The organism is Burkholderia sp. PAMC 26561 (genome assembly GCF_001557535.2).
GTDB lineage: Bacteria > Pseudomonadota > Gammaproteobacteria > Burkholderiales > Burkholderiaceae > Caballeronia.
Map to the genome: position 1 here is coordinate 602,783 of NZ_CP014306.1, position 23,604 is coordinate 626,386.

Here is a 23,604-nt window from a genome sequence, read left to right on the forward strand (position 1 = left end):
CTCAGTCCCGGTGTTCGCGAATACTGGCGATCAACAGACTCAAAACCGCCCAGGAAATGAGGCCGACACAAAAGACCGCGAATATCCCTCGAATCCGCTCCGGCTCGACCGCAATATCCGGAGTATTCGGCTGGACCAAAACCTCTAAATATAATTGTTTCTTCTCCGCTTCCGCGTGCGCGCTTTGCAACGCAGTCATGGCTGCTGCCAACTGTTTATCCGCAAAATCCGAACCAAGTTGTAGCCGCTCATAGGCAGCAGCCTTTTGTGCTAGCGAGTCACGTCCTCCAGTCACGTCCCCCGTGGCGGACTGGATCTGCTTCTTGATGGTTTCAATGAAAGAAGTGAGAACCGGAATTTGCGGATTTTCCGAAGACGCGGTGCGAAGCTGAATGAGTTGTGACTGAGCAGCAAAAAGCTGCGTCTGAAGGGCCGTCACTTGCTGCAGTTGCAGCGCAGATTGCTTGTCCGGATCAAAAACAGTATGCGAGCTTCGGTATGCGGCGAGGGCTGCGCCGGCGCCCTTCGATTTTTCGGCCGCTAGATCGACTTGATTTTGGGCAAATTGAATAGTGTCGCGGGCGGCGCGCGCATTCAATTTATTAACAAGCTCTTCACTGATGGTGATCAGCCGGGAATTGATGAGTTCTGCGCCTTTTGCGGAGTACGACCGGGTTTGAAGCGTTGTGATAGACGACGTCGGATCAAGCGTTACGGTTACAACGTTTTTCCCGTAATACTTCCAAAGGGCTTCGAAGCTGCCGTCATAGAGCGTACGAAAGCGGTCAATGAAATCACCCTCCTTAGCATAGGTGTTGCGAATGTAATCATTAGTATTCAGTATGCGCAACGCGTCGCGCGACTGAATATAGTCGATCACCGGATACGTATCATCTGGTGCTTGAGAAAACCCAGTGCCCTGGAGCAACGCGCCTACAACACTTGTTTGAGTTTGTTGTCGCGCGCTGCGCACCACGAACCGCGACTCCGAAACATAGACGTCGGAAGCGATCAGTCCGTAATACAGGATGCCAATAGCTGTAGGAAGTACAACTGTTATGGCGAAAAGCTTGTTGATGCCCTTGATTCGCTCTTTCCAGGTCTTTGACGAGTGAGCCGGCGGAGTTTGCCTGGTCGTAGGGTTATTTTCCAAATCACATTCCAATATGAAAGTACGTGCCGTCTTGGTATCAGGATGACCCGCACAAAAAACGCTCCAGCGCTGCTCTTAGATCGAAAACTTGTGTCGATCCTCAATGCCTAATTGCTGCTGGAACGCCGTGTGCCTTCCAAGCGCTGTCACAAGTTTACCGGCACGCCGTTCGGTAAAAATCTGGCAGGCGATCTCTTCAGTAACGTCAGCGAATTGAATGTCGACTGAACTTGGGTTCGCAGCAGGACGATCGACTTGTGACCGAGCGGGTCCCGGCGTGGGAATTCTCGAAAAGGTACCAAGCAATGCCGCGCCTGAAACGCACGCGATCAAAAAAAAGCTAACCGGCAGTCGCGACATCTAATGGACTTTATGGATATGAATTTGGCGCGAATTGTCTCACGACGTAAGCTAGAATGGCGCGGCAATACGAAACTTTGACTACGAAATGCTAAGCATGGTAACCATTTACCGCCTTAGCCAACAATAAGAGTCTTGCATTCGAGTGCCGAACATCCTCCTGGACATCACCCGCCTTCTAAACCGCCTCTACGATGGCCTCTTGCCAACAGGCGTAGATCGCGTTGGCCTTGCCTACATCGAGCATTACGGCGCGCGCGCGCGCGGTTTTGAGCGAACGTGGCTATTGCACGGTGCTGTCCGAACGGCATTCACAAATGGTTTTCGAATGGCTAAAAAAATCCCAATGCAGTAAGAACGACATAAGAAAATTTGTTGCGTTTTCCTGTCTAAATGGCTTAAGACGATCGAAATTTAAGAACGGCATTCTGTTGCATACAAGTCACAACGGCATCGAATTTCCGCGTTATTACGACGCGTTAAAGAAAAGCAAAGTTGACGTGGTATTCATGGTCCATGACCTTATACCGCTCACCCACGCCGAATATTGCCGCCCGTCAGTCGACAAAGCGCACGCCGCGCGCATGCATACCGCACTCGCCTACGCCAAGGGCGTGATCGCTAATTCCCAATTCACGCTGGACTCGCTCGTACACGAAGCGGGGCGCGTGAATTTGCCAATGCTGCCGAGCGTCGTCGCCCACCTCGCCTCAGGCATCAAGCCTTACCAGGAAAGCCCACGTCCCATCCCCCCCCCTACTTCGTCCTGCTCGGCACCATCGAACCACGCAAGAACCACTGGTTCCTGTTGCACGTCTGGCGCCGTCTCGTCGAACAACTCGGCAACGCTGCGCCGAAGCTCGTCGTGATCGGGCGTCGCGGATGGGAGTGCGAAAACGTCGTGGACATGCTCGAGCGGTGCGCGGCGCTCAAAGGCGTCGTGATCGAGGAAGCGGGCTGTTCCGACGAGCGTCTGCGCAGCTATCTTCAACACGCCCAAGCCTTGTTGTTCCCATCGTTCGTGGAAGGCTATGGCATGCCGCTCGCCGAAGCGCTTGCATTACAAGTCCCGGTTCTCGCCAGCGATATTGCCGTATTCCACGAGATAGCAGATGACATCCCCGAGTACATCGATCCGCTCGACGGTCTGGGGTGGCTTGCGCACATCAAGGAGTACATGCAGCCGAAGAGCCCGGCGCGCGCCGCGCAACTCGAACGCACGAAACGCTTTCGCGAGCCCACCTGGGCCCGACACTTCGAACAGGTCGACGCGTTCATCAGCACACTCGCCAAGTGACAAGACACGCGGCATTGCTAACGAGCCTCACTCCGGGCTTTCGCCTGTTGTCATGGCTTGCCGGACGGTCCGATATCCTATGGACCGACCACTGGAGCGGCCGCGCTGCATTGCGCATCACGCGCGCGGCAAGCCTGAAGGTGACTGCAGCAACGCCGGGACCCTTCGCATCTGAGGTGAGACGCGGCGTCCCGATCTTGTCGTGGTGGTTGCTGCCGGAAGGCGACTGTATCGATGCGCTGAACGCGCGGCTCTCGGACGTGCGCGCGCCGTCTCCGGATATCGCGCAGTTGATGCAGCGGGTCATCAAACCTCGCCGCAACATCGAACGTGATCGGCTCCGCGTGCTATTGATCGATGAACGCGAATCATCGCGCGGCATTGATGGCGCGTCGATCCATCACGCGACTGAAGCTTTCGCGCGGATGCTCGACGCCGCCCGCGCTGCTCACCCCGAGGCAGCACTCTGGCTCGCCAAATCAACAGATCCGGGTTCTGGACGCTGGCTTTCGTCGACCATCGGCGCGTTGCCCGCGGACATCCAGGTAATGGATAACGCCCGCCTCGCGCTCCAGCAAGTCGATCACGTGTACACCATCAGCGCATCGGAAGGCATGCTCGCACTGCTCGCCAACGTGCCGCTGCACGTCCACGGCACGCCTTACTACGCCGGCTGGGGATTCACGCTCGACGCGCGTTACTTCACCGGCCGCACTGCGCGCCCGACGCTTTCCGCGCTCTTCGACGTGATCTTCATTCAGTGGGCACGTTATATAGACCCAGCCACGCACTCTATCGGAACGCTCGCTACGCTACTGGACAGCATCGACTTGCAGCGGGAAGTCCACAGCCGTTTTGCGGATCTAGGAGATGTGGCAGCCATTCGCTTCCAATGGTGGAAACGTCCTTTCGCGACGCCGTTCATCACCGCTGGCGGCGGAAGACTCCGCTGGACAGACGCATCGGCTGCACTCGAAGCGCACGAATGCGGCGTCTTCTGGGGCGCACGCAGCGCAGAGGGCCTGCCGGCAAATGCGCGCCATATTCGCATAGAAGACGGCTTTCTCCACTCCTGCGGGCTCGGCTCGGACATGATCGCGCCACGCAGCCAGGTGGTCGACCGTCGCGGTCTTTATTTCGATGCAAGCCGTCCAAGCGACCTGTCGGTATTGCTCAACGAAACCGCGTTCAGCGAAGCCGAACTCACCCGGGCCGCCTCCTTGCGCAAGCTGGTGAACGATCACGGCGTGACAAAATACAATCTCGGACGACGCGCACCGGAGTGGACGGCCCCCGCCGGCAAGCTCGTCGTCCTGGTTCCCGGCCAGGTTGCGGACGACGCGTCGATCCGGCTCGGGACCGGCGCGATCAGCACGGCGGACGCGCTGCTGCGCGAAGTGCGCGTGCGCCGGCCGGAAGCGTTTATCGTCTATAAACCGCATCCGGACGTTCTGTCGGGAAATCGTTCGGGTTTGATAGATGCACAACGGCTCGCCGATATCGTCGATACCAACGCCGACCTGCTCTCCCTGGTCGATACAGCCGACGAGGTGCATACGCTTTCATCGCTGGCGGGCTTCGACGCCCTGATGCGCGGCAAAGCGGTATTTACCTACGGCATGCCGTTTTATGCGGGCTGGGGCCTGACGCAGGACGCGCTGGCGCCATTACCGTGGCGCGGGCGCACACTGTCACTCGACATGCTCACGGCGGGCGTGTTATTGCATTACCCAATCTACTGGGACTGGCGCTTGCGCCTTTACACTACGCCGGAAGCGGTCGTGCGCCAGCTCGCGCCGGGCGCGGCAAGGCCGCTTGGCCAGGTTCGCGGCAATCGCTGGCGTCCGGTGTTGAAAGCGCTGCGATGGACGCGCAACGCTCTGCGTCACGCGATTTGGCAGTACGGGCAAAACCGCAAACATGGTTTCCGTAAATAAAGCAGAATTGCGGCAATTAAAAATTTTTGAGGGGAGTTGAATGAGTATTCATCCAGTCATTCTGTGCGGTGGCAGCGGCACGCGGTTGTGGCCCATGTCGCGCGGCGGTTATCCGAAGCAGTACCTGAAGCTGACCAGCGACAAAACGCTGCTGCAGCAAACTGCGCTGCGCCTGAACGGCATTGCGGGCATTACCGCGCCGATCGTGGTGACGAACAACGAGCAGCGTTTTCTCGTCGCCGAGCAGTTGCGTGAGTCGGGCACGGTTCCGTCGGCCATCGTGCTGGAGCCGGTCGGCCGCAACACCGCGCCGGCCATCGCGGCTGCGGCCTTGCTGGCGCTGCGTTCATCACCGGATGCGTTGCTGCTCGTGCTGCCATCGGATCACGTGATCCTGAATGAAGAAGCCTTCGCCCGCGTCACGGAAGCCGCAGCCGAAGTGGCAAAAGACGATTATCTGGTGACGTTTGGCATCGATCCGACCGAGCCGCATACGGGTTACGGCTACATTCGCCGTGGCTCGAAAATTGGGGCGAATGAGGGTGCCTTCGGCGTTGCCGAATTCGTCGAAAAGCCGGATGCGGAGAAAGCCGCTCGATTCATCGAGGAAGGTGGCTACTACTGGAACAGCGGCATGTTCCTGCTGAAGGCCTCGACCTATATGGAAGAACTGCGCAAATACGAGCCGGAAATCGCGCGCCAGACCACGCTTTCGCTGGAACTGGCCAAACGCGACGACGACTTCGTGCGACTCGATGCCGGCGCGTTCCAGGATTGCCCGAACGTATCGGTGGACTACGCGGTAATGGAGCGGACCGACCGTGCGTCGGTGATTGCTGCGGCCGATCTCGGCTGGAACGACATCGGTTCGTGGACGGCGCTGGCGGAAATCGCGAAAAGCGACGCCCAAGGCAATGCGCTGCTCGGCGATGTGCTCGTCGAGGACGTGAGCAACTCGTACATCCGCGCGGAACACCGGATGGTGGCGGCGATCGGGCTGGACAACATCGTGATCGTGGAAACGGCGGATGCGGTGCTGGTGACGCACCGGGACAGCACGCAGGACGTGAAGAAGATCGTCGAGCGGCTGAAGGCGTCGGGACGCACGGAGTCGGTGACGCATCGGCGCGTGGTGCGGCCGTGGGGATCCTACGAAGGTATCGACCAGGGTTCACGCTTTCAGGTGAAGCGTATCGAGGTGAATCCGGGTGCGCAGTTGAGCCTGCAGATGCATCACCACCGCGCGGAGCATTGGATCGTGGTGAAGGGCACGGCAATGGTCACGAACGGCGCGCAAGAAATCATGCTGACCGAAAATCAGTCGACCTATATTCCGTTGGGCGTGACGCACCGGTTGTTGAACCCCGGGAAGATTCCGCTCGAACTGATCGAAGTTCAGTCGGGTGCGTATCTGGGCGAGGACGATATCGTGCGGTTTGAAGATACGTATGGCCGTGTGCCAGCGGCGGATCGGCCGTAAGCGGTACATTCAGCCTGGTTAGTTTGTTTTAGATCACCTGCGCGCCCGGGCTCCTTGCCCGGGCGCGTTGCGTTTCAGCTCTCCGCCTTCGTCCGGCACGCCGCGACATCCTTCGATCCCCCAACATCCCGGGTTTCCCCGACTCGTACGAAACCTCGTGCGACGTCACACATACGGCCCTTTTTATCGCGAATACCTTGACGTTGCGCGCGGGGACGTCGCGCTGAAAACCACACGAAAGATGCTTGTCGCCAGTTGGCTCGTGCTTCAGGCATGAAACCAGAGAGACAACAATGATCACCAAAATCATGATTTTGGCGGCATGTGGTGCAGTCTGGATTGGCGGCTCGCAAGCACAGGAGGTCTACGTACAGGGCGGAACATTGGGCGTGGGGATCGGCGGCGCTGTCGGGCTGGGTTCGAATTTCGGACTGCATGCAGATTTCAACGCGATCAACCTGTCGCACGACTTCACCGTGGGCGGCAACCGCTACAAGGACGATATCCACGTTCGTCAAGGCGGCCTCTATGTGGACTATTTTCCGTGGTCGGACCTCGGGTTCCGGGCAACGGGCGGCGCGCGGCTCACCGATGACAAGCTCGAAGGCGTCTCGACGCCGTCCAACGGAATGTATGTCTTCAATGGCAAGCACTACCCCGCATTGCCCGGCGATACCGCGACTGCAACCGCTCGATACCCCACGGTCATGCCTTATTTGGGCATCGGCTATGGCCATCAGCCGACGAGCAAGGGCTTTGGTTTCATCGCGGATCTTGGCGTGGCGTATGGCGTGCCACGCACGAGCTATACGTTGTCGCCGTCGCTCGCGCAACACGCCGGGCCGGTCTTCAGCCAGCAGATCGCGAGCACGGGATCGCAGGAACTGAAAGACCAGGCGTGGCGGTATCGCTGGTATCCGACGGCGGAAGTCGGCGTTTCGTACCGGTTCTGACAACGCAATTGTCGGCAACGCCTCGACGCATGCAGCGCGCCATTCGGTCTTCCGCCCGAGTGGCTGCGCCGCTTTCCTGTCATTTTCGACCACGTATTGCCCGTCGGCACGTTACCTGCGGTTAACGCTCAAATGCCTGTCATGGCTCGCGCGTCGACGTAAAATCAGCCCACTCCTTCCGCCGGCCGCCTTCATGCCCGACACAATCCGCTCGAACGTTCCGTCCTCTCCTTCCCCGCAAGCGCTCACGATCATGCTGTGGCTCGTCGCCACCGGCTTTTTCATGCAGACGCTCGATTCGACCATCGTCAATACGGCGCTGCCCGCCATGGCTCGCAGCCTCGGCGAGGCGCCACTGCGCATGCAGGGTGTCGTGATCGCGTACTCGCTGACCATGGCGACCGTGATCCCGTTCTCCGGCTGGCTCGCCGATAAGTTCGGCACCCGGCACGTCTTCTTTAGCGCGATCCTCATCTTCACCATTGGCTCGCTGCTTTGTGCGAACGCCCATACGCTGATGCAACTGGTGGTTTATCGCGTGGTACAGGGCGTGGGCGGCGCCATGTTGCTCCCAGTCGGGCGGCTTGCCGTGCTGCGCGTCTTTCCCGCGGAACGATATTTACCGGCTTTATCGTTTGTGGCGATTCCCGGGTTGATTGGGCCGCTCATCGGGCCGACGCTAGGGGGGTGGATTGTGCAGATTGCATCGTGGCACTGGATCTTCCTGATCAACGTGCCTGTGGGTGTGATCGGCTGCATTGCGACCCGGCTTTTCATGCCCGATAGCCGCAACCCTGCCACCGCCCCGTTCGATCTCGCCGGATATCTGCTGCTGGCTGTCGGCATGGTGGCGCTGACCATCTCGCTCGATGGCCTCGCCGATCTCGGCTTGCAGCACGCCATCGTGCTAGTGTTGCTGGTGCTGAGCCTTGCATGTTTTGTCGCTTACGGGCTGCATGCGGTGCGCGTCCCGCAGCCGATCTTTTCGCTTGATCTGTTCAAGATCCACACGTTCAGTGTCGGTTTGCTGGGCAATCTGTTCGCGCGCATTGGCAGCGGCGCAATGCCGTATCTGTTGCCTTTGCTGCTGCAGGTAAGTCTGGGTTATTCCGCGTTCGAGGCCGGATTGATGATGCTTCCCGTAGCGGCGGCGGGGATGGTATCGAAGCGGATCGTGACGAAGCTGATCATGGCGCGGGGGTATCGGAGGGTGTTGGTGGTCAACACGGTGCTGGTGGGGCTGACCATGGCAAGCTTTTCGCTGACGAACGCCGAGCAGCCGCTTTGGGTGCGGTTGATCCAACTGGCATTCTTTGGCGGCGTCAATTCGATCCAGTTCACCGCGATGAATACGCTGACGTTGAAGGACCTTGGCACGGGGGGCGCGAGCAGCGGCAACAGTTTGTTCTCGCTTGTGCAGATGCTTTCGATGAGCCTTGGCGTGACCATCGCGGGGGCGGTTCTTGCGACTTTCACGGGAATTCTGCCGAAGGTCACTGAGACGAATTCACTTCCGGCATTTCACGCGACGTTTTTGTGCGTAGGGATTATTACGGCTGCGTCAGCGTGGATTTTCGCGCAGCTCGCCCCGGAGATTCGGGCAGTGAAAAGTACTGAGACCGATCCGTCGGAGGCACACTGATTCACCGCGGACTCTCTCGCGCAAGATCATTACTATCGAATGCGGGTCGAGGTGCCAACCAAAACCGCAAGTACCAAGCACTTCATCACCTCTGCGAAACCCTGAACCTGTGCGAACGCGGACTTCGCCCGCACCAGAAACGTGCAACCATCGCCTCACTATCACCACACGAACCGAGCGGCGCCTCACCCAGCGCCCGATAGGCACCCCCCTCTCGAGATAACCTCAAATGCGCATATTTCTTGCTCTTGAGGGAGGGGTCCTATCCTGTAAACTAGTGCGGTCCGATGTTCTCTCCCACCCGAGCCGCGCTCGAACACCTGCCAAAACACCATGAGCATGGTTGATATCGACCCTCCCGGCTTTCAGCCGCCCCGCCCCGTCGCAGGCGACGAAGGCTCGCGGCGCACGGTCCTGTACGGCGAATACACCGTGTTCAGCGTGTTCCAGCCCGTCTTCTCGGTGTCGCACCGGCGCGCCATCGGATATCACGCATCACTGCGCGCCCGCGACGACACCGGCCGCCAGGTGCCATCGCACGAGGTGTTCACACAGGCAGCGCGGCGCGGCGACCTGCTGGAACTCGGACGTCTCGCCGAATCACTGCATCTGGGCAACTTCTTTTCCTTCGACAGCAACGACGAATGGCTCTTTCTAAGCCTTCATCCGGCGGCATTGATGGACACGAGTTACGGCGACGCGCTCCTCGCATCGCTGAAAAATGTCGGGCTGCCGCCCCAACGCGTGGTGCTCGAAGTGCCCGAACAGGCCGGCGGCGAGACGACGCGTTTTGCAGAGATCATCGATTCATTGCGCAAGTCCGGCTTCCTGATCGCGCTCGATGGCTTCGGCGTAAAGCATTCGAATATCGACCGCGTGTGGCATCTGCGGCCGGATATTGTGACGCTCGACCGATGCATCCTGCAGCAGGCAAGCGAGCATTCGCATATCGAGCGGGTATTGCCGGGACTGGTTTCGCTGCTGCATGAATCGGGTCAGCTCGTGCTGATGGGCGGACTGAGCACCGAACGCGATGCGCTCATCGCGCTGGAGTGCGGCGTCGATTTCGTGCAGGGCGCGTACTTCGCGGGCCCGAGCGTGGAAGCTGTGAAGCCGCAAGCGGCACAAGGCGTGATGGACGCGTTGTCGGCTGCATCGCGTGAACGCGTGGCCGCGCGTGAGCGGGCGCAATCAGCGCGGCTCGCCCCCTATGTAGGCGCACTCGAAGGCGCGGCGGGGCGACTGGTGGAGGGCGCCGGTCTCGCCGATGCAACCCGTGGCCTCCTCCAACTCCACGAAACGGCACGCTGCTTCCTACTCGATGCCTCCGGCCGCCAGATAGGCGACAACATCTTGCCGGCCGCGCGTGCATCGCAGCGCGCGAAGCGTTTCAGGCCACTACTGCATTCGGAAGGCGCGAGCTGGGAACGCCGGCCGTATTTCATCGAGGCGCTGCGCACGCCTGATCGTGTTCACCTGACGGCGCCGTATCTGTCGATCAACGAAGCGCACTTATGCGTGACGGCGTCGATCGCTGCATCGACGCCGCGCGGCATCGAAGTACTGTGCGTGGACATCAACTGGGACGTAACGACGCAACGGCGCTAAGTCTGCGCCGAGCATCGATCTTCAGGCAGGCGCCGCCATCAACGCCGCCTTCACGGTGCGCGCGAGATCGCCGATTTGAAACGGCTTCCTGAGTACCGCGTACCCATCCACTCGTTCTTTCGATACATCCACGTCTGCGTATCCGGTCGCCAGGATCACCGGCAATTGCGGGTGCGTGCGCTTCACTTCGGAAATCACTTCGAGCCCGTTCATGCCGGGCATCGCAAAGTCGACCATCAGCAGGTCGGGGTTATCTTTGTGCAGCCGCTCGAGCCCAAGCCGCCCCTGGGCTGCTTCTGTCACGGTATATCCGAGCATCTTCAGGCAGTCGACGAGGAAGTTCCGTACATCGACGTCATCTTCAATGACAAGGATCCGCTGATGTCTGTCCGAGCGCTCTTCGAATGGCTCGGGCACGGTGACTTCGGCCACGTGCCGCTCGCGCAGAGGCAGCCATAGTTCAACGGTCGTGCCCTTGCCTTCTTCGCTGTGGATCCGCGCCGTGCCGCCGGCCTGCGTCGCAATCCCGTAAACCTGGCTCAAGCCGAGGCCCGTGCCCTTGCCCACCGGCTTTGTGGTAAAGAACGGATCGAAAACGCGTGAGAGCAACTCCGGGGCAATGCCTGTACCAGTGTCGCTTACGCCGATTACCACGTACTGCCCCGCCGGAACGGTTTTGTCCGGCGAGGCGCGCCGGTCCACAGTGATCGTCAGCAGGCCGCCGTCAGGCATCGCGTCGCGCGCGTTGATTCCTAGGTTCAGCACAGCGAGTTCGAGCTGGTTGGCATCTGCGTCGGTCCAGGCTTCGTCCACGTTGAAACGCGTGCCGAAATGAATGCCCGTTCCCAGCGATAACGCCAGCATGTCGCGCATGCCATGCAGCATCGAAATGACGTCTATGGCCTTTAGATCCAGATTGCTGCTGCGTGAAAACGTCAGCAACTGACCGGTGAGCTTGGCGCCACGCTCGGTTGCGCGCTTAACCGTCTGCGCCATGTTCTGCACGCGCTCGTCGCGGCTCACGCGCGTGATCAGTTCGGCGTTGCCCATGATCACGTTCAGTAGGTTATTGAAATCGTGCGCGATACCACCCGTCAGTTGCCCGAGCGCTTCCATTTTTTGCGCCTGCACGAGCACCGCCTGGACCTTTGCGCGTTCGTTGATTTCCTTCATGAGTCGGTCGTTCGCCGACGCCAGTTCCTGCGTCCGCTCGGCGATCCGGCTTTCCAGGGTGTCGTTAAGACGCTCGACCACGAGCTGGCTTGCGAGGATCTTTTCGTTGACCGCATGCCGGTCGGTGACATCCAGCGATACACCGATGATTCTCGTCGTCACTGCGCCGGTCGTACTATTTACAGAGCGCATTGGATGGCCGCGTGACTCGACCCAATGTATCGATCCGTCCGGCCACATCGCCCGATATTCCACCGAGAGATTCGTGTTCTCTTCGATGCAGCGTTCGAGCGCCCTGTGACGCATCTCGCGGTCTTCAGGATGAATTGCTTCCACGAGCTGCGCGTAATCCACAGTCGGCGCCTTGAGCCCGAAGATCTTGCGAAACGCCTCGGTTGAGCGCAGCGCGCCAGTCTCGACATCGAGTTCCCACGATCCCAGCCGTCCGGCCGCGAGCGCCAGATGCAACCGCTCCTGCGATTCAACGCGCTCGACAAGCTGACGCCGCGCCTCGTACTGCCTCATCCGCGCGCGCAACGAAGACGCCACCGCGCGCCGCAAAGTTTCGGCATGCAGCGGCCGTTCGAGCACAATCACGTTGCCGAGCTTTTCGAGCAACTCGAGCGCGTGCTTTGGACGCCGTTCCATGCGTTTCGTGGCGAGCAGGATGAGTGGGAAATCGGACCAGGTCGGCTGCTGTTCGAGCCAGTGGAAAAACTGCGGCATGTCCTCGTCGGTGAGGGCTTCTTCAGCAATCAACGCCGTGCCCGCGCTTGCGCGCAGTTCGGCATTGAGCATTGCTGCGTCGGTGCACACCAGACATTTGCGGCCGTCGCGGCTCAGGACTTCACCGATGACGTCGGCATCTCGGCCGCGGGGGGCAAGGATCAGGACTCGGTTCTCCACGGCTACGCGTCCTTACGATCGACACGCCCGAGGATCTCGGTGTCGCCACGATACGACGGCAGTCCGGCCAGCACGCCATCAAAATCGCGCAGCGCTTCGCTCACTTCTATCCCTCCGCGAGCCAGCCGGAATTGCCGGATCGTGCGCTCGTGTGCGCTGCCACGGCTCTTGACAGCCGCAAGCGCGGTTAGGACTTCGCCCTGATGCTCGAAATAGCGGAACAGGATCATGGTATCGCTGAGATAGCTGATATCGATATCCGTCTCCACCTCGCCCACGATTCCATGCTGCCCGAGCACGAGCATGGTCACCACGCCGCGCTGGTTCAGGTAGCCGAGCAGTTCATGCATCTGCAACAACAGATAACGCTCGCCAGGCATCGCCTGAAGGTACGCATTCAAACTGTCGATGGCCACATAGCGCACGCCCTCATCTTCCACGGCCTCGCGCACATCGCTTGTGAACTGTCCCGGCGACATCTCGGCCGGATCGATCTGGCGCAAGGTTAGCTGGCCGCTTTCAAGGAACGGCGAGACGTCCATGCCGAGCGCCTTCGAACGCAGCAAGAGCGTGCGGAGGGTTTCATCGAAGAGGTAGTACATGCAGCGCTCGCCGCGCTTTAGCGCCGCCATCAGGCAGCACACCACGGTGGTCGTTTTCCCCACGCCCGATGGTCCGATCAGCAACGTGTTCGTGCCAGGAATGAGGCCGCCGCCGAGCAACGCGTCAAGGCCCTCCGATCCCGTGCTCAACGGCGTGCTGGAAAATTCCGCGTGATGTTCGGCCGCGACGAGCCGCGGATACACATCGATACCACCCGTCTCCAGCGTGAAATCGTGGAACCCCTCGCGAAACTTGAGGCCACGCATCTTTGCAACGCGCAGCCGCCGGCGCGCGCCGCCGTAATCGTGTACCAGCTGATCCAGGCTGACCACGCCATGCGCGATGCTGTGAAGCTGAAGGTCGCTTGGGTCGGAGGTGTTGTCGTCGAGCAGGAGGACCGTGCAGTCGCGCGTTGCGAAGTAGCGCTTAAGCGCAAGGATTTGCCGGCGGTATCGAAGCGGATTCTGCGAAAGCAGCCGCAATTCCGACAAGCTGTCCAGCACGATCCGGGCAGGCTTGATCGCCTCGACCTGGTGCATCACACTCTTGACGGTCTCACCAAGCTCCACTTCCGCCGGATGCAATATCGACTGTTCGTACTCGGGGTCCAGTCCTTCGTCCGAAAGCAGCTCGACAATGGAAATTGCGTCGACTTCCCAGCCATGGGCATCAGCTACGGCGAGCAGTTCCGAGCGCGTCTCGGAGAGCGTGATGTAAAGCCCGGCCTCGCCCACCTCTGCGCCCTTGAGTAAAAATTGCAGCGCCAAGGTGGTTTTGCCCGCCCCCGGTGACCCTTCCACCAGATAGACGCGGTTAGGCGTCAGGCCCCCGCCCAGGATGTTGTCGAGTCCGTCAACGCCGGTCGACATACGTGGCGTAGCAGGCACCGGCTGGCGTTTGTTTCTCATAATATTGATTGTCGCTATGCACGCTTTCGCAATACCGCAAGGCAGGAGCAAGGAACAGGCCCACCTTCGGCGGACGCTTAATGCAAAAAGCCCTCTATGTAGAGGGCTTTTTATTTCGGACACGGCGTGAATTTTTAGACCCCATGCCGTTCCGAACGGTTATTGCTGACGAATCAAAGAGCTTGTGAAAGCTCAGGCACCGAAATTCTTCGATGCAAATTCCCAGTTCGCGATATTCCAGAATGCTTCGATGAACTTCGGACGCGCATTGCGATAGTCGATGTAATACGCGTGTTCCCAAACGTCGATGGTCAGGAGCGCCTTCGCGTCCGTGGTCAGCGGCGTAGCGGCATTGCTGGTCGAGACGATATCGAGCGAGCCATCCGGCTTCTTCACGAGCCACGTCCAGCCCGAACCGAAAGTGCCGGTTGCGACCTTCGCGAACTCTTCCTTGAACTTGTCGAACGACCCGTACTTGGCGTTGATCGCGTCGGCGAGCGCGCCGGCGGGAGCACCGCCACCCTTGGGCGAAAGGCTATTCCAGAAGAACGTGTGGTTCCAGACCTGGGCTGCGTTGTTGAACACGCCACCCGATGCCTTCTTGACGATTTCTTCGAGCGGCAGGTTTTCGAATTCAGTACCCGGAATCAGCTTGTTCAGGTTCGTCACATAGGTTTGATGATGCTTGCCATAGTGATACTCAAGCGTTTCTTCCGACATGTTCGGAGCAAGCGCGTTCTTTTCGAACGGCAACGGCGGGAGGGTATGTTCCATGGTGCGAGCTTCCTTCTATGTTGAATTATCGGGGGACGTGAGGAGTGAAGCAATAGAGCACTCGATTGTAGGCGAGTTGGGATAACCCCGCAAATTGCGGGTTTTTATGAGCATGATCGATTACGAAGCCATGGCAGCCGCGTAAAAAACGCTCCTGCAGACACGCTAGCCCGTCAAAACTACGGGCCTTTGGAAACGTGATCCGCAGCCCTCTTCATTGCGCGCATGGAGCGTGCCGCGCTCAGAATTCGTCAGATAAACGGGGTTGTACATCGGCGAGCAAGACATCCGCCGCGCCTTCTGCCAGATGCACGGTCAGCGGCCGCTTCGGCTTCAGCGCATTCGGTGAACGCACCGCGCGCCCCGTTTGGGCATCGATCAACGCGGCGTAGCCACGCTCGAGCGTGCGTTGCGGACTCAGCACCTGCAATCTCGCCGATAACTCCGACACCCGCGCCGCCGCACGTTCATGCCTGCGCCCCTGCGAGTCGCCTAGGCGCTGCGCGAGCCGCATCAGATGTTCACGCTCGGCGGCGAGATCAGGACGCCAGCGTTGCCAGCGCATGTGCACGAGCGCAAAGCGTGCGCGAGCGTCACGCACCGGACGCGCTCCCGCCGACGCAAGTCGCGCTGTCAATTGCCGCAAGTGAACGCGCTGGCGTTCGAGCCGCTCGGTGGGGCTAACGAGCCGGCGCGCGAGCCAGTCGATTTGCTGCGCGCGCCGCCCCATCATCCGGCCGAAACCGCGTGCGAGCGATGCATGCCGATGATCCAGATCGCGCAGCAGCAACACGCGTTGCGGGCTGACGAGTTCGGCCGCTGCCGTGGGCGTGGGCGCGCGGACATCGGCGGCGAAATCGGCGATAGTGAAATCCGTCTCGTGCCCTACGCCGCTGACAACGGGCATCGCGCTTTCGGCGATCGCACGCGCAAGGACTTCTTCGTTGAACGCCCACAAGTCTTCGATGGAACCCCCGCCCCGGCAAACAATCAGCACATCGACTTCGCGGCGTGCGCTGGCGTCGTCGACCATGGCGGCGAGTTTTGCGGCCACGCCCGCGCCCTGCACCGGCGCCGGGTAGACGATCACCGGCACATGCGGCGCGCGGCGCGAAAGCGTCGTCAGCACGTCGCGCAAGGCGGCCGCCTGCAACGACGTCACGATACCGATTGCGCGCGGATGCTGCGGCAGCGCGCGCTTTCTCTCGGCGGCGAACAAACCTTCGGCTTCGAGCTTCGCCTTGAGTCTTAGGAACGCTTCATACAAGCGCCCTTGCCCAGTCCGTCGAACCGCTTCTACACCGAGTTGCAGCTCGCCGCGCGGTTCGTACATGGTGACGAGCCCGCGCACCTCGATCCGGTCGCCTTCGCGCGGCGTGAACTCGGCGTACTGGGCGCGGCCACGGAACATCACGCAACGCATTTGCGCCTGCGCATCCTTGATCGAGAAATACCAGTGACCGCTCGCCGCTTTCGTAAAATTCGAGACTTCGCCCGATACCCACACCAACGGAAACGAGCGCTCGAGCATTGAACCAATCGCGCGATTGAGCGCTGAAACGGGAATGACCGCGTCGGCGCCAGCGGGGTCTGGTTTAGAGAATGGATCGGTGCTCATCGAAGGAAAAGGCCGGTTGATTGCGGTGTCTACGGGTCGAAATTCGGGCGAACGGACGTCCATTCGGCTGGCGAAGTGTAGCAAGTGTCCACAACGCACAAGTTACCGAAAACACGCACACACGAATATGAAATTCACATGAACGCGCTTTAAGCCTTTGTTTTGAATGCCTTTCTTATTTCCCGAAGAGCTGTTCGCCGACGTTAGTCCGACCAGAGGCCGAATTCCCGCCAATGCACGCCAACTTGTTCACAGAGTTATCCACAGGACCGTCTGTGTAAAACTGCAGAAGCAGACCGGTTTCCTTCGACTGGCGCAGAGCGCACCGCCGCGCTAGAGTGCCGGGTTCGAGGATCGCCCGCCGACCGCTTTCCGTTCAGCTTTTTAGGAGAACCGCCCCGATGCAAAGGTGCCGGCCGTCAAGCTTGGTTTCACCAGTCTCAGCAGTATCGTCATGTTTCGAGCATCGGCCCATCCAGTCCCGAGCCTTCCCGCGACGTGCAGGGAGCGCGCGCCATGTCTGACTTCAAACCGCCGATAGAAAATTTCCTCGCCCGTGAATGGCGCCGGCGCGGCTGGGTCGCGTGGTCGCTGACGCCGTTTGCCGCTGTTTTCGGTTTGATCGCTGCAATTCGACGTATGTTTTTCGCGCTCGGCTGGATCAAGCAGACCAACGTTGGCGTGCCCGTTGTCGTGGTCGGCAACGTCACCGTGGGCGGTACCGGCAAGACGCCGACCGTGATCGCGCTCGTTGAAGCGCTGCGCGCCGCCGGTTACCAGCCGGGCGTCGTCTCGCGCGGTTATGGCGCAAAGATCCATGAAGCCACGCTTGTCACGCCCGAAAGCAAACCCGCCGAAGTCGGCGATGAACCCCTTCTCATCGCTCGCCGCACGCACGCGCCGGTCGTCGTGTCGCCGGATCGCGTGGCGGCGGCGCAGGCGTTGCTGAAGGCGAATCCATCGGTGGATGTGATCGTGAGCGACGACGGCCTGCAGCATTACCGCCTGGCGCGCAGCTTCGAGCTCGTGGTGTTCGATGACCGCCTCGGCGGCAACGGATTCCTGCTTCCGGCTGGCCCGCTGCGTGAATCGATGTCGCGGCATCGCGACGCCACCCTGATCAACAGCCCGTACGAACGCGCGCTGCCGCCGTGGCCGAACACGTTCTCGCTCGACCTCACAACCGGCGACGCCTGGCTGCTCGACGACCCCGCTGTGCGCCGTCCGCTCGCCGCGTTCAAGGGCGAGCGGATCGGGGCGGCGGCGGGCATCGGATCGCCGGAACGGTTTTTCGCGTCGCTGCGTGCCGAAGGCCTGACCCTCTCGACCCGTGCGTTCCCCGATCACTACGATTACCGCGACAACCCGTTTGCCGGCATCGAAGCCGATTCGATCCTGATCACAGAGAAGGATGCAGTAAAATTCGGGGCCTGGCGTGACGCGCGCATCTGGGTCGTTCCCGTGGAAGCCGTGCTCAAACCCCGCCTCATCGCATTAGTCGTGGAGAAAATTCGTGGACGCACGCCTGCTTGAAATCCTTGTCTGCCCGATTTGCAAGACCCAGCTCACCTATGACCGCGCGGCGCAGGAACTCATCTGCAACGTCGACAAGCTCGCGTACCCGATCCGCGACGGCATTCCCATCATGCTGCCAGACGAAGCACGTCAGACGGTTGAAGGCACGCCCGTCGATCCGTTGAAACCCGTTAGCGGAAACTGATCCTCAACGAACACCTGGACGCGAACGCCCCAACATGAACGCCCACACGCCGGTCGTGCCGCCCTTTATTGCTGTCGTGCCCGCGCGGCTCGCGTCCACGCGGCTGCCGAACAAACCGCTGGCCGACATCGGCGGAAAGCCGATGGTCGTGCGCGTCGCCGAGCGGGCGCGTTTGTCGGGCGCATTGCAGGTGCTGATCGCAACGGATTCGCCGCGCGTGGTCCATGTCGCGAGGGAACACGGCTTCGACGTGCTGCTCACGCGCGCCGATCACCCGAACGGCACGGATCGTCTCGCCGAAGTCGCCACGCATTTCGGCTGGAGTGACGAGACCATCGTGGTCAACGTGCAAGGCGACGAACCGCTGATCGATCCCGCGCTCGTGCGCAACGTGGCGGCGCATCTGGCAGCGCACCCGTCGTGCGCGATCGCCACAGCCGCGCATCCCATCCACGATCCCGCCGATGTTTTCAATCCGAACGTCGTGAAAGTCGTGCTCGATGCAAAAAGCGTCGCGCTCTATTTCTCCCGCGCGCCGATTCCCTGGTCGCGCGATGCCTGGCAAAAGGAATGGCCGAACGTGGCCGCGCTGGCATCGCGCCCGCCGATTCCGGCCAATGTGCTGCGGCACATCGGCCTGTACGCGTATCGCGCGAAGTTTCTGCGGGCTTATCCCACGCTGAGCGTCGCGCCCATCGAGGAAGCGGAAGCGCTCGAACAGCTTCGCGCGCTCTGGCACGGCGAGCGCATCGCCGTTCTGATCACGAACGACGCACCGCCGCCAGGTGTCGATACCCCCACCGACCTGGCCCGCGTACGCGCGATGTTTCCGGCTTCCTCCTAACGCGCCGGCCCGCTTCCGGGCAACTCGCGTTAACCCCGCCACGCCCCACATAACAAGCCTTTGCGGCCTTTTTTCGGGTCGCCATAGCGAGGATGCATGGCATAATCGGCCGGTAGCGCGAGCCTTCCGGTCAGCGCCTTTGCTCCCTAGCGCCCATGTCGACTGGTGCCGCGCCGTCTCCCGAATTCGGCTCGTCGCGCCTCGTTTCGGGCGTCTCCCGGGCATTGTGAATAGCGACCGGACGCCAGATAAGCCTCGCAGCGAGAGCGGTTTCTATTCGATTCGGAGATATCACCATGCGTTTGATCCTGTTGGGCGCCCCCGGCGCCGGCAAGGGCACCCAGGCCACCTTCATCAAGGAAAAGTTCGGCATCCCGCAAATCTCGACGGGCGACATGCTGCGCGCCGCCGTGAAAGCAGGTTCGCCGCTCGGCGTGGAAGCCAAGCGCTTCATGGACGCGGGCGAGCTCGTGCCGGACACGCTCATCATCAACCTCGTCAAGGAGCGTCTGCAGGAACCGGACTGCGCAAACGGCTATCTGTTCGACGGCTTCCCGCGCACGCTTCCGCAAGCCGACGCCATGAAGCAGGCGGCGGTTGCCATCGACTATGTGCTGGAGATCGATGTGCCGTTTTCGGACATCATCGAACGCATGAGTGGACGGCGCGTCCATGCGGCGTCGGGTCGCACGTATCACGTCAAGTTCAATCCGCCGAAGCAGGAAGGCCGTGACGACGTCACCGGCGAGCCACTGATCCAGCGCGACGACGACAAGGAAGAGACCGTGAAGAAGCGGCTCGACGTGTACGTGGCGCAGACCAAGCCGCTGATCGATTACTACAACAACTGGTCGAAGCACGGCGACAACAACGGTTTGAAGGCGCCGGAATACCGGCGTATTTCGGGCCTCGGTACCGTCGATGAAATTCGTCAGCGCGTGTTCGAAGCGTTGACCTGATCTCAACGCCTGGCGCCGCAAGCACGCCTTTTCGAAACCCGCTCGTGCTTCATTGGCCGAGCGGGTTTTTTGCTTTAACAGATCTCTTCGCACATCACCACCATTGAGGGGGTACACAGCATGGATATCCAGGACAACGTTTTTCTCATCACCGGCGGCGCATCGGGCTTGGGCGCGGCGACGGCGCGACTGATCCGCGATCATGGCGGCAAGGTTGTGATTGCAGACATGAACGAAGCCGGCGGCGAGACGCTTGCGAAGGAACTCGGCGGCGTGCTCGTGAAGTGCGACGTGAGCCATGAGGAAGATGGTCAGCGCGCCGTGGAGGCGGCTACGCAACTCGGCAGTTTGCGCGGACTCGTGAACTGCGCGGGCATTGCACCGGCGGCAAAGACGGTCGGCAAGGACGGCCCGCATTCGCTCGATGTGTTCGCGAAGACCATTGGCGTGAACCTGATCGGCACGTTCAACATGATCCGGTTGAGCGCTGCGGCCATGGCGAAGAACGAACCGAACGCGGCCGGCGAGCGCGGCGTGATCGTCAGCACGGCATCGGTTGCGGCCTACGATGGCCAGATCGGACAGGCCGCGTACGCGGCATCGAAGGGTGGCGTGGTTGGCATGACCTTGCCGATCGCGCGTGATCTGTCCCGCAACGGCATTCGTGTCATGACGATCGCGCCGGGTATCTTCGAAACGCCCATGCTGCTCGGCATGCCGCAGGAAGTGCAGGACGCGCTCGGCGCCATGGTGCCGTTCCCGTCGCGCCTGGGCAAACCGAACGAATACGCGATGCTCGTCAAACACATCTTCGATAACCCCATGCTCAACGGCGAAGTCATCCGCCTGGACGGGGCAATCCGGATGCAACCGAAGTAAACGAACAACGGCGGCACATCCTGGAAGATGCGCCGCCGTTTTTATAAAGCCAGAATTTTTAGTCGCTGTCGTGCTGCGTGCGTTGCCTGAGTTCGTGCAACTCCGTCTCCACGACCGTTGCGTCCTCGGCGTCCGGACGGTCATCGAGGTATCGACGCAAATCTTCCATCGCCGGGCGCAGATAATCCAGACGCGCATAAGCGAAGCCGCGATCCCGCACCTCTTCAATGCTTCCCGGCATCAGTATCACAAGCCGCTGTTGCACCGCGAGCAAGCGCTGCCAGCGCTCCGTCTGAAGATAAATGCTCTTCAGATTGCGCAACATTCGTCCGATGATTTCCCGCCGCGTCGCTGGTTGCAACAGCACGCGCAACGCGCTGCCAATCGACTCGCCAACCCGCTGTACGTAAGGCTCGAGCATTTCGACCATCGCGGATTCGGAGAGCGAGTGGCCGGTGGTCGGATCCAGCATCACGTCGCCTTCCGGGGTAGTCACGCGCAGCAGGAAGTGCGCCGGAAACGACACACCACGCACGGGAATACCAAGCTGCTCGCTCATCTCCAGATACACGACCGCGAGCGATATCGGAATGCCGCGCCGGCGTTTCAGCACCATGTTCAGGTGGCTGTTATCCGGGTCGTAATAATCGTTGAGATTGCTGGTGAAGCCCAGTTCGCGGAAGAAAAAACGATTCAGCACGCCGACTTTCTGCTTGATATCGGCGTCCTCCGGCATGCGGCGGCGAACCCGCAGCACGAGTTCGTCGATCTCCGCCAGCACGCCCTGCAAATCGAGGTCGGGATACGCGTCCTGCGCAAGCGACAACGCCGCCTCGGTGAGGGGCAGGCTTTCGTCCTCCGCCACCAGCGAAGTGAAATAGTCGAGCATGCGCGTCGTCGTCATCACATCGTTCGCCTTCTGAAATACGCGTATTTGAAGCCCATCGCCGAGAGCATACCGAAATATAGCGCAGCGAATACAACCAGGCTGGCTCCGAGAAGCGCAATGCGCTGCAGCGGCGCAGCGCGCATGCCAATCCAGTCGAAGTTGCCCGAAACCCAGTGCATCACTCCCGCCAGCACGAGGCATGCCCCGACCAGTTGGGCGAAGAAACGCGTCCATCCGGCCGACGGCTGGTAAATCCCGCGCTTCCTCAATCCGATGAACAACATCGTCGCGTTCGCGCACGCGCCCAGCCCGATCGACAAGGTGAGCCCGGCGTGGGCGAATATGGGCACGAAGACCAGGTTGCTCAACTGAATCGCGATCAACACCACAATGCCGATGATCACCGGCGTCCTGATGTCCTGCTTCGCGTAAAAGCCAGGCGTAAGGATCTTGATCAGGATCAGGCCGACGAGCCCGATGCCATACATGGCCAGCGCGCGGCCCACCATGACGACGGAATTTGCATCGAATTTGCCGTAGCCGAAGAGCGTCGCCGTGAGCGGCTGGGCGAAGAAAAACAGCGCAACGGCGCTGGGCGCGGCCAGCAGGAAGGTGATGCGCAGTCCCCAGTCGAGCAGCGCCGAATATTCGACCGGATCCTTGTCCACATGCGCCTTCGAAAGGCTTGGCAGCAGGATCGTGCCGAGCGCGGCGCCGAGCAGCGCACTCGGAAACTCCATCAGGCGGTCGGAATAATTGATCCACGACACCGCGCCCGGCCCGAGCCGCGACGCAATATTCGTGTTGATGATCAGGCTCAGCTGCGCGACGGACACGCCGAAGGTCATCGGCACCATCTTGATCAGCACGCGCTTCACACCCGGATGCCGCAGCGCCTTCACAACATTCCAGCCAATGCGCGGAATCATGTCGATCTTCTTGAGCCCGGGCAATTGCACGAGAAACTGCAAAATCCCGCCGGCAATCACCGCATACGCCAGCGCGTAGATAGGCACTTTCAGATGCGGCGCGAGGAAAATCGCCGCCGCAATGAAGGACACGTTGAGCAGCACGGGCGCAAACGCGGGCAGCGAGAACTTCCGGTACGTATTCAGAACCCCGGACGCCAGTGATGTCAGCGAGATGAAGATGATGTACGGGAACATGATCTGGGTCATGGTCACCGCGTAGCCGAACGCGCGGCCATCGTGCTCCAGGCCTGAGGCGACAGCAAACACGACCCAGGACGCGCCCGCCACGCCCGCCATCGATATCACTGCGAGCGCCCAGGCGAGCACGGTCGACATGGCGTCGACGAGCGCCTTGGTTGCATCGTGGCCCTCGGTGTTCTTGAACTCGGCGAGGATCGGCACGAAGGCCTGCGAGAACGCCCCTTCCGCGGACAGGCGCCGCAGCAGGTTCGGGATGCGGAAGGCGACGTAGAACGCGTCGGTGAATTGACTGGCGCCAAAGGCTCGCGCGATCAGCGTTTCGCGGATCAGGCCGGTTACACGCGAAAGCAACGTGAAACCGCTGACCGTCAGGAGGGCTCGGATTAGATTCATGGGGCGCTCATTATACGGGCGGCACCATGAACACAACGCGTCGCAACAATTCCCGAATCGTTAGAATTTGCAACGGCGGTGGTATCTTGTACAGTCTGCCCGCTACGGCGATGGCGCCGGGCCGCGACTTCGGCAGAACGTGCGGTGCTTGCCAGCCCCATGATTTCGTTGCTATAATCGCCGGTTTCGAAGCTCCTGAATCCGCTTTCGGCATGGGTAAGCAACTACCAGGCACTGCGGTTTCGCGTCTTCTTTCGACGTTTTTTGCGCTTTCGGGCAATCGATCCCGGGAGTTTGATCATAAACAGCGCATCGGATTGACCTCGTTTTATCTTG

The 23,604-nt window shown here is 60.6% G+C and carries 17 protein-coding genes and 1 pseudogene; 11 read left to right on the forward strand and 7 right to left on the reverse strand.

Annotation, left to right across the window (positions count from 1 at the left end; all coding sequences use genetic code 11):
- Position 1: 1 nt before the first annotated feature.
- Entirely contained in the window at positions 2-1,153 is a 1,152-nt protein-coding gene (locus AXG89_RS02740) for a hypothetical protein (RefSeq protein ID WP_062167779.1), read from the reverse strand.
- A gap of 505 nt (positions 1,154-1,658) precedes the next feature.
- On the opposite strand from AXG89_RS02740, the pseudogene AXG89_RS02745 reads away from it, so the two are divergent.
- From AXG89_RS02745 to AXG89_RS02770, 6 genes and pseudogenes are all read left to right on the forward strand, one after another.
- Positions 1,659-2,810 (forward strand): annotated as a pseudogene (locus AXG89_RS02745) (glycosyltransferase family 4 protein).
- Positions 2,807-4,747, forward strand: a complete 1,941-nt coding sequence (locus tag AXG89_RS02750; protein ID WP_062167785.1) for a capsular polysaccharide export protein, LipB/KpsS family — start codon at positions 2,807-2,809, stop codon at positions 4,745-4,747. The pseudogene AXG89_RS02745 and the gene AXG89_RS02750 overlap by 4 nt, the downstream one beginning before the upstream one ends.
- Before the next feature lie 40 nt (positions 4,748-4,787).
- On the forward strand, positions 4,788-6,227 hold the full coding sequence (locus tag AXG89_RS02755) for a mannose-1-phosphate guanylyltransferase/mannose-6-phosphate isomerase (RefSeq protein ID WP_062167792.1): 1,440 nt from the start codon (positions 4,788-4,790) through the stop codon (positions 6,225-6,227).
- 293 nt (positions 6,228-6,520) lie between these two features.
- Entirely contained in the window at positions 6,521-7,180 is a 660-nt protein-coding gene (locus AXG89_RS02760; protein WP_062167799.1) for a hypothetical protein, read from the forward strand.
- A 193-nt stretch (positions 7,181-7,373) separates the two neighbouring features.
- Entirely contained in the window at positions 7,374-8,822 is a 1,449-nt protein-coding gene (mdtD, locus tag AXG89_RS02765; protein ID WP_082771325.1) for a multidrug transporter subunit MdtD, read from the forward strand.
- 333 nt (positions 8,823-9,155) lie between these two features.
- Positions 9,156-10,430, forward strand: coding sequence for an EAL domain-containing protein (locus AXG89_RS02770; RefSeq protein WP_062167803.1), 1,275 nt, complete (start codon positions 9,156-9,158; stop codon positions 10,428-10,430).
- A gap of 21 nt (positions 10,431-10,451) precedes the next feature.
- Here AXG89_RS02770 and AXG89_RS02775 read toward each other — a convergent pair whose 3' ends face one another.
- From AXG89_RS02775 to xseA, 4 genes are all read right to left on the reverse strand, one after another.
- Complete coding sequence (locus AXG89_RS02775; protein ID WP_062167806.1) at positions 10,452-12,509, reverse strand: hybrid sensor histidine kinase/response regulator; 2,058 nt, start codon at positions 12,507-12,509, stop codon at positions 10,452-10,454.
- Positions 12,510-12,511: 2 nt separating this feature from the next.
- Positions 12,512-14,020, reverse strand: coding sequence for an ATPase domain-containing protein (locus AXG89_RS02780; protein ID WP_062167808.1), 1,509 nt, complete (start codon positions 14,018-14,020; stop codon positions 12,512-12,514).
- 192 nt (positions 14,021-14,212) lie between these two features.
- On the reverse strand, positions 14,213-14,794 hold the full coding sequence (sodB, locus tag AXG89_RS02785) for a superoxide dismutase [Fe] (protein ID WP_062000201.1): 582 nt from the start codon (positions 14,792-14,794) through the stop codon (positions 14,213-14,215).
- Positions 14,795-15,035: 241 nt separating this feature from the next.
- On the reverse strand, positions 15,036-16,412 hold the full coding sequence (gene xseA, locus AXG89_RS02790) for an exodeoxyribonuclease VII large subunit (protein WP_062170232.1): 1,377 nt from the start codon (positions 16,410-16,412) through the stop codon (positions 15,036-15,038).
- Positions 16,413-16,928: 516 nt separating this feature from the next.
- On the opposite strand from xseA, the gene lpxK reads away from it, so the two are divergent.
- From lpxK to AXG89_RS02815, 5 genes are all read left to right on the forward strand, one after another.
- Positions 16,929-17,945 carry a tetraacyldisaccharide 4'-kinase gene (gene lpxK, locus AXG89_RS02795; protein ID WP_062167810.1) on the forward strand — a complete coding sequence of 339 codons (1,017 nt, stop codon included), beginning with the start codon at positions 16,929-16,931 and terminating at the stop codon, positions 17,943-17,945.
- A complete protein-coding gene (locus AXG89_RS02800) occupies positions 17,926-18,132 on the forward strand; it encodes a Trm112 family protein (RefSeq protein ID WP_060858061.1) in 207 nt (68 codons plus the stop codon). Before lpxK ends, AXG89_RS02800 begins: the two co-directional genes overlap by 20 nt.
- Positions 18,133-18,166: 34 nt before the next feature.
- On the forward strand, positions 18,167-18,976 hold the full coding sequence (gene kdsB / locus AXG89_RS02805; RefSeq protein ID WP_062167815.1) for a 3-deoxy-manno-octulosonate cytidylyltransferase: 810 nt from the start codon (positions 18,167-18,169) through the stop codon (positions 18,974-18,976).
- A 296-nt stretch (positions 18,977-19,272) separates the two neighbouring features.
- Positions 19,273-19,935, forward strand: a complete 663-nt coding sequence (gene adk / locus AXG89_RS02810) for an adenylate kinase (protein ID WP_062167818.1) — start codon at positions 19,273-19,275, stop codon at positions 19,933-19,935.
- 120 nt (positions 19,936-20,055) lie between these two features.
- Positions 20,056-20,814: a 3-hydroxyacyl-CoA dehydrogenase gene (locus AXG89_RS02815; RefSeq protein ID WP_062167820.1), complete on the forward strand. Its 759-nt coding sequence runs from the start codon at positions 20,056-20,058 to the stop codon at positions 20,812-20,814.
- Between the two features lie 58 nt (positions 20,815-20,872).
- On the opposite strand, the gene AXG89_RS02820 is transcribed toward AXG89_RS02815, so the two are convergent.
- Complete coding sequence (locus AXG89_RS02820) at positions 20,873-21,718, reverse strand: SirB1 family protein (RefSeq protein ID WP_062167823.1); 846 nt, start codon at positions 21,716-21,718, stop codon at positions 20,873-20,875.
- Positions 21,718-23,268, reverse strand: a complete 1,551-nt coding sequence (murJ, locus tag AXG89_RS02825; protein ID WP_062167825.1) for a murein biosynthesis integral membrane protein MurJ — start codon at positions 23,266-23,268, stop codon at positions 21,718-21,720. Before murJ ends, AXG89_RS02820 begins: the two co-directional genes overlap by 1 nt.
- Positions 23,269-23,604: the final 336 nt, after the last annotated feature.

What these genes read in the sequence shown, in the direction of transcription:
- AXG89_RS02755 (WP_062167792.1), top strand. Translation starts at nt 4,788, where the DNA reads ATGAGTATTCATCCAGTCATTCTGTGCGGTGGCAGCGGCACGCGGTTG.
- AXG89_RS02760 (WP_062167799.1), top strand. Translation starts at nt 6,521, where the DNA reads ATGATCACCAAAATCATGATTTTGGCGGCATGTGGTGCAGTCTGGATT.
- mdtD (WP_082771325.1), top strand. Translation starts at nt 7,374, where the DNA reads ATGCCCGACACAATCCGCTCGAACGTTCCGTCCTCTCCTTCCCCGCAA.
- AXG89_RS02770 (WP_062167803.1), top strand. Translation starts at nt 9,156, where the DNA reads ATGAGCATGGTTGATATCGACCCTCCCGGCTTTCAGCCGCCCCGCCCC.
- AXG89_RS02780 (WP_062167808.1), bottom strand. Translation starts at nt 14,020, where the DNA reads ATGAGAAACAAACGCCAGCCGGTGCCTGCTACGCCACGTATGTCGACC.
- sodB (WP_062000201.1), bottom strand. Translation starts at nt 14,794, where the DNA reads ATGGAACATACCCTCCCGCCGTTGCCGTTCGAAAAGAACGCGCTTGCT.
- xseA (WP_062170232.1), bottom strand. Translation starts at nt 16,412, where the DNA reads ATGAGCACCGATCCATTCTCTAAACCAGACCCCGCTGGCGCCGACGCG.
- lpxK (WP_062167810.1), top strand. Translation starts at nt 16,929, where the DNA reads ATGTCTGACTTCAAACCGCCGATAGAAAATTTCCTCGCCCGTGAATGG.
- kdsB (WP_062167815.1), top strand. Translation starts at nt 18,167, where the DNA reads ATGAACGCCCACACGCCGGTCGTGCCGCCCTTTATTGCTGTCGTGCCC.
- adk (WP_062167818.1), top strand. Translation starts at nt 19,273, where the DNA reads ATGCGTTTGATCCTGTTGGGCGCCCCCGGCGCCGGCAAGGGCACCCAG.
- AXG89_RS02815 (WP_062167820.1), top strand. Translation starts at nt 20,056, where the DNA reads ATGGATATCCAGGACAACGTTTTTCTCATCACCGGCGGCGCATCGGGC.
- AXG89_RS02820 (WP_062167823.1), bottom strand. Translation starts at nt 21,718, where the DNA reads ATGACGACGACGCGCATGCTCGACTATTTCACTTCGCTGGTGGCGGAG.
- murJ (WP_062167825.1), bottom strand. Translation starts at nt 23,268, where the DNA reads ATGAATCTAATCCGAGCCCTCCTGACGGTCAGCGGTTTCACGTTGCTT.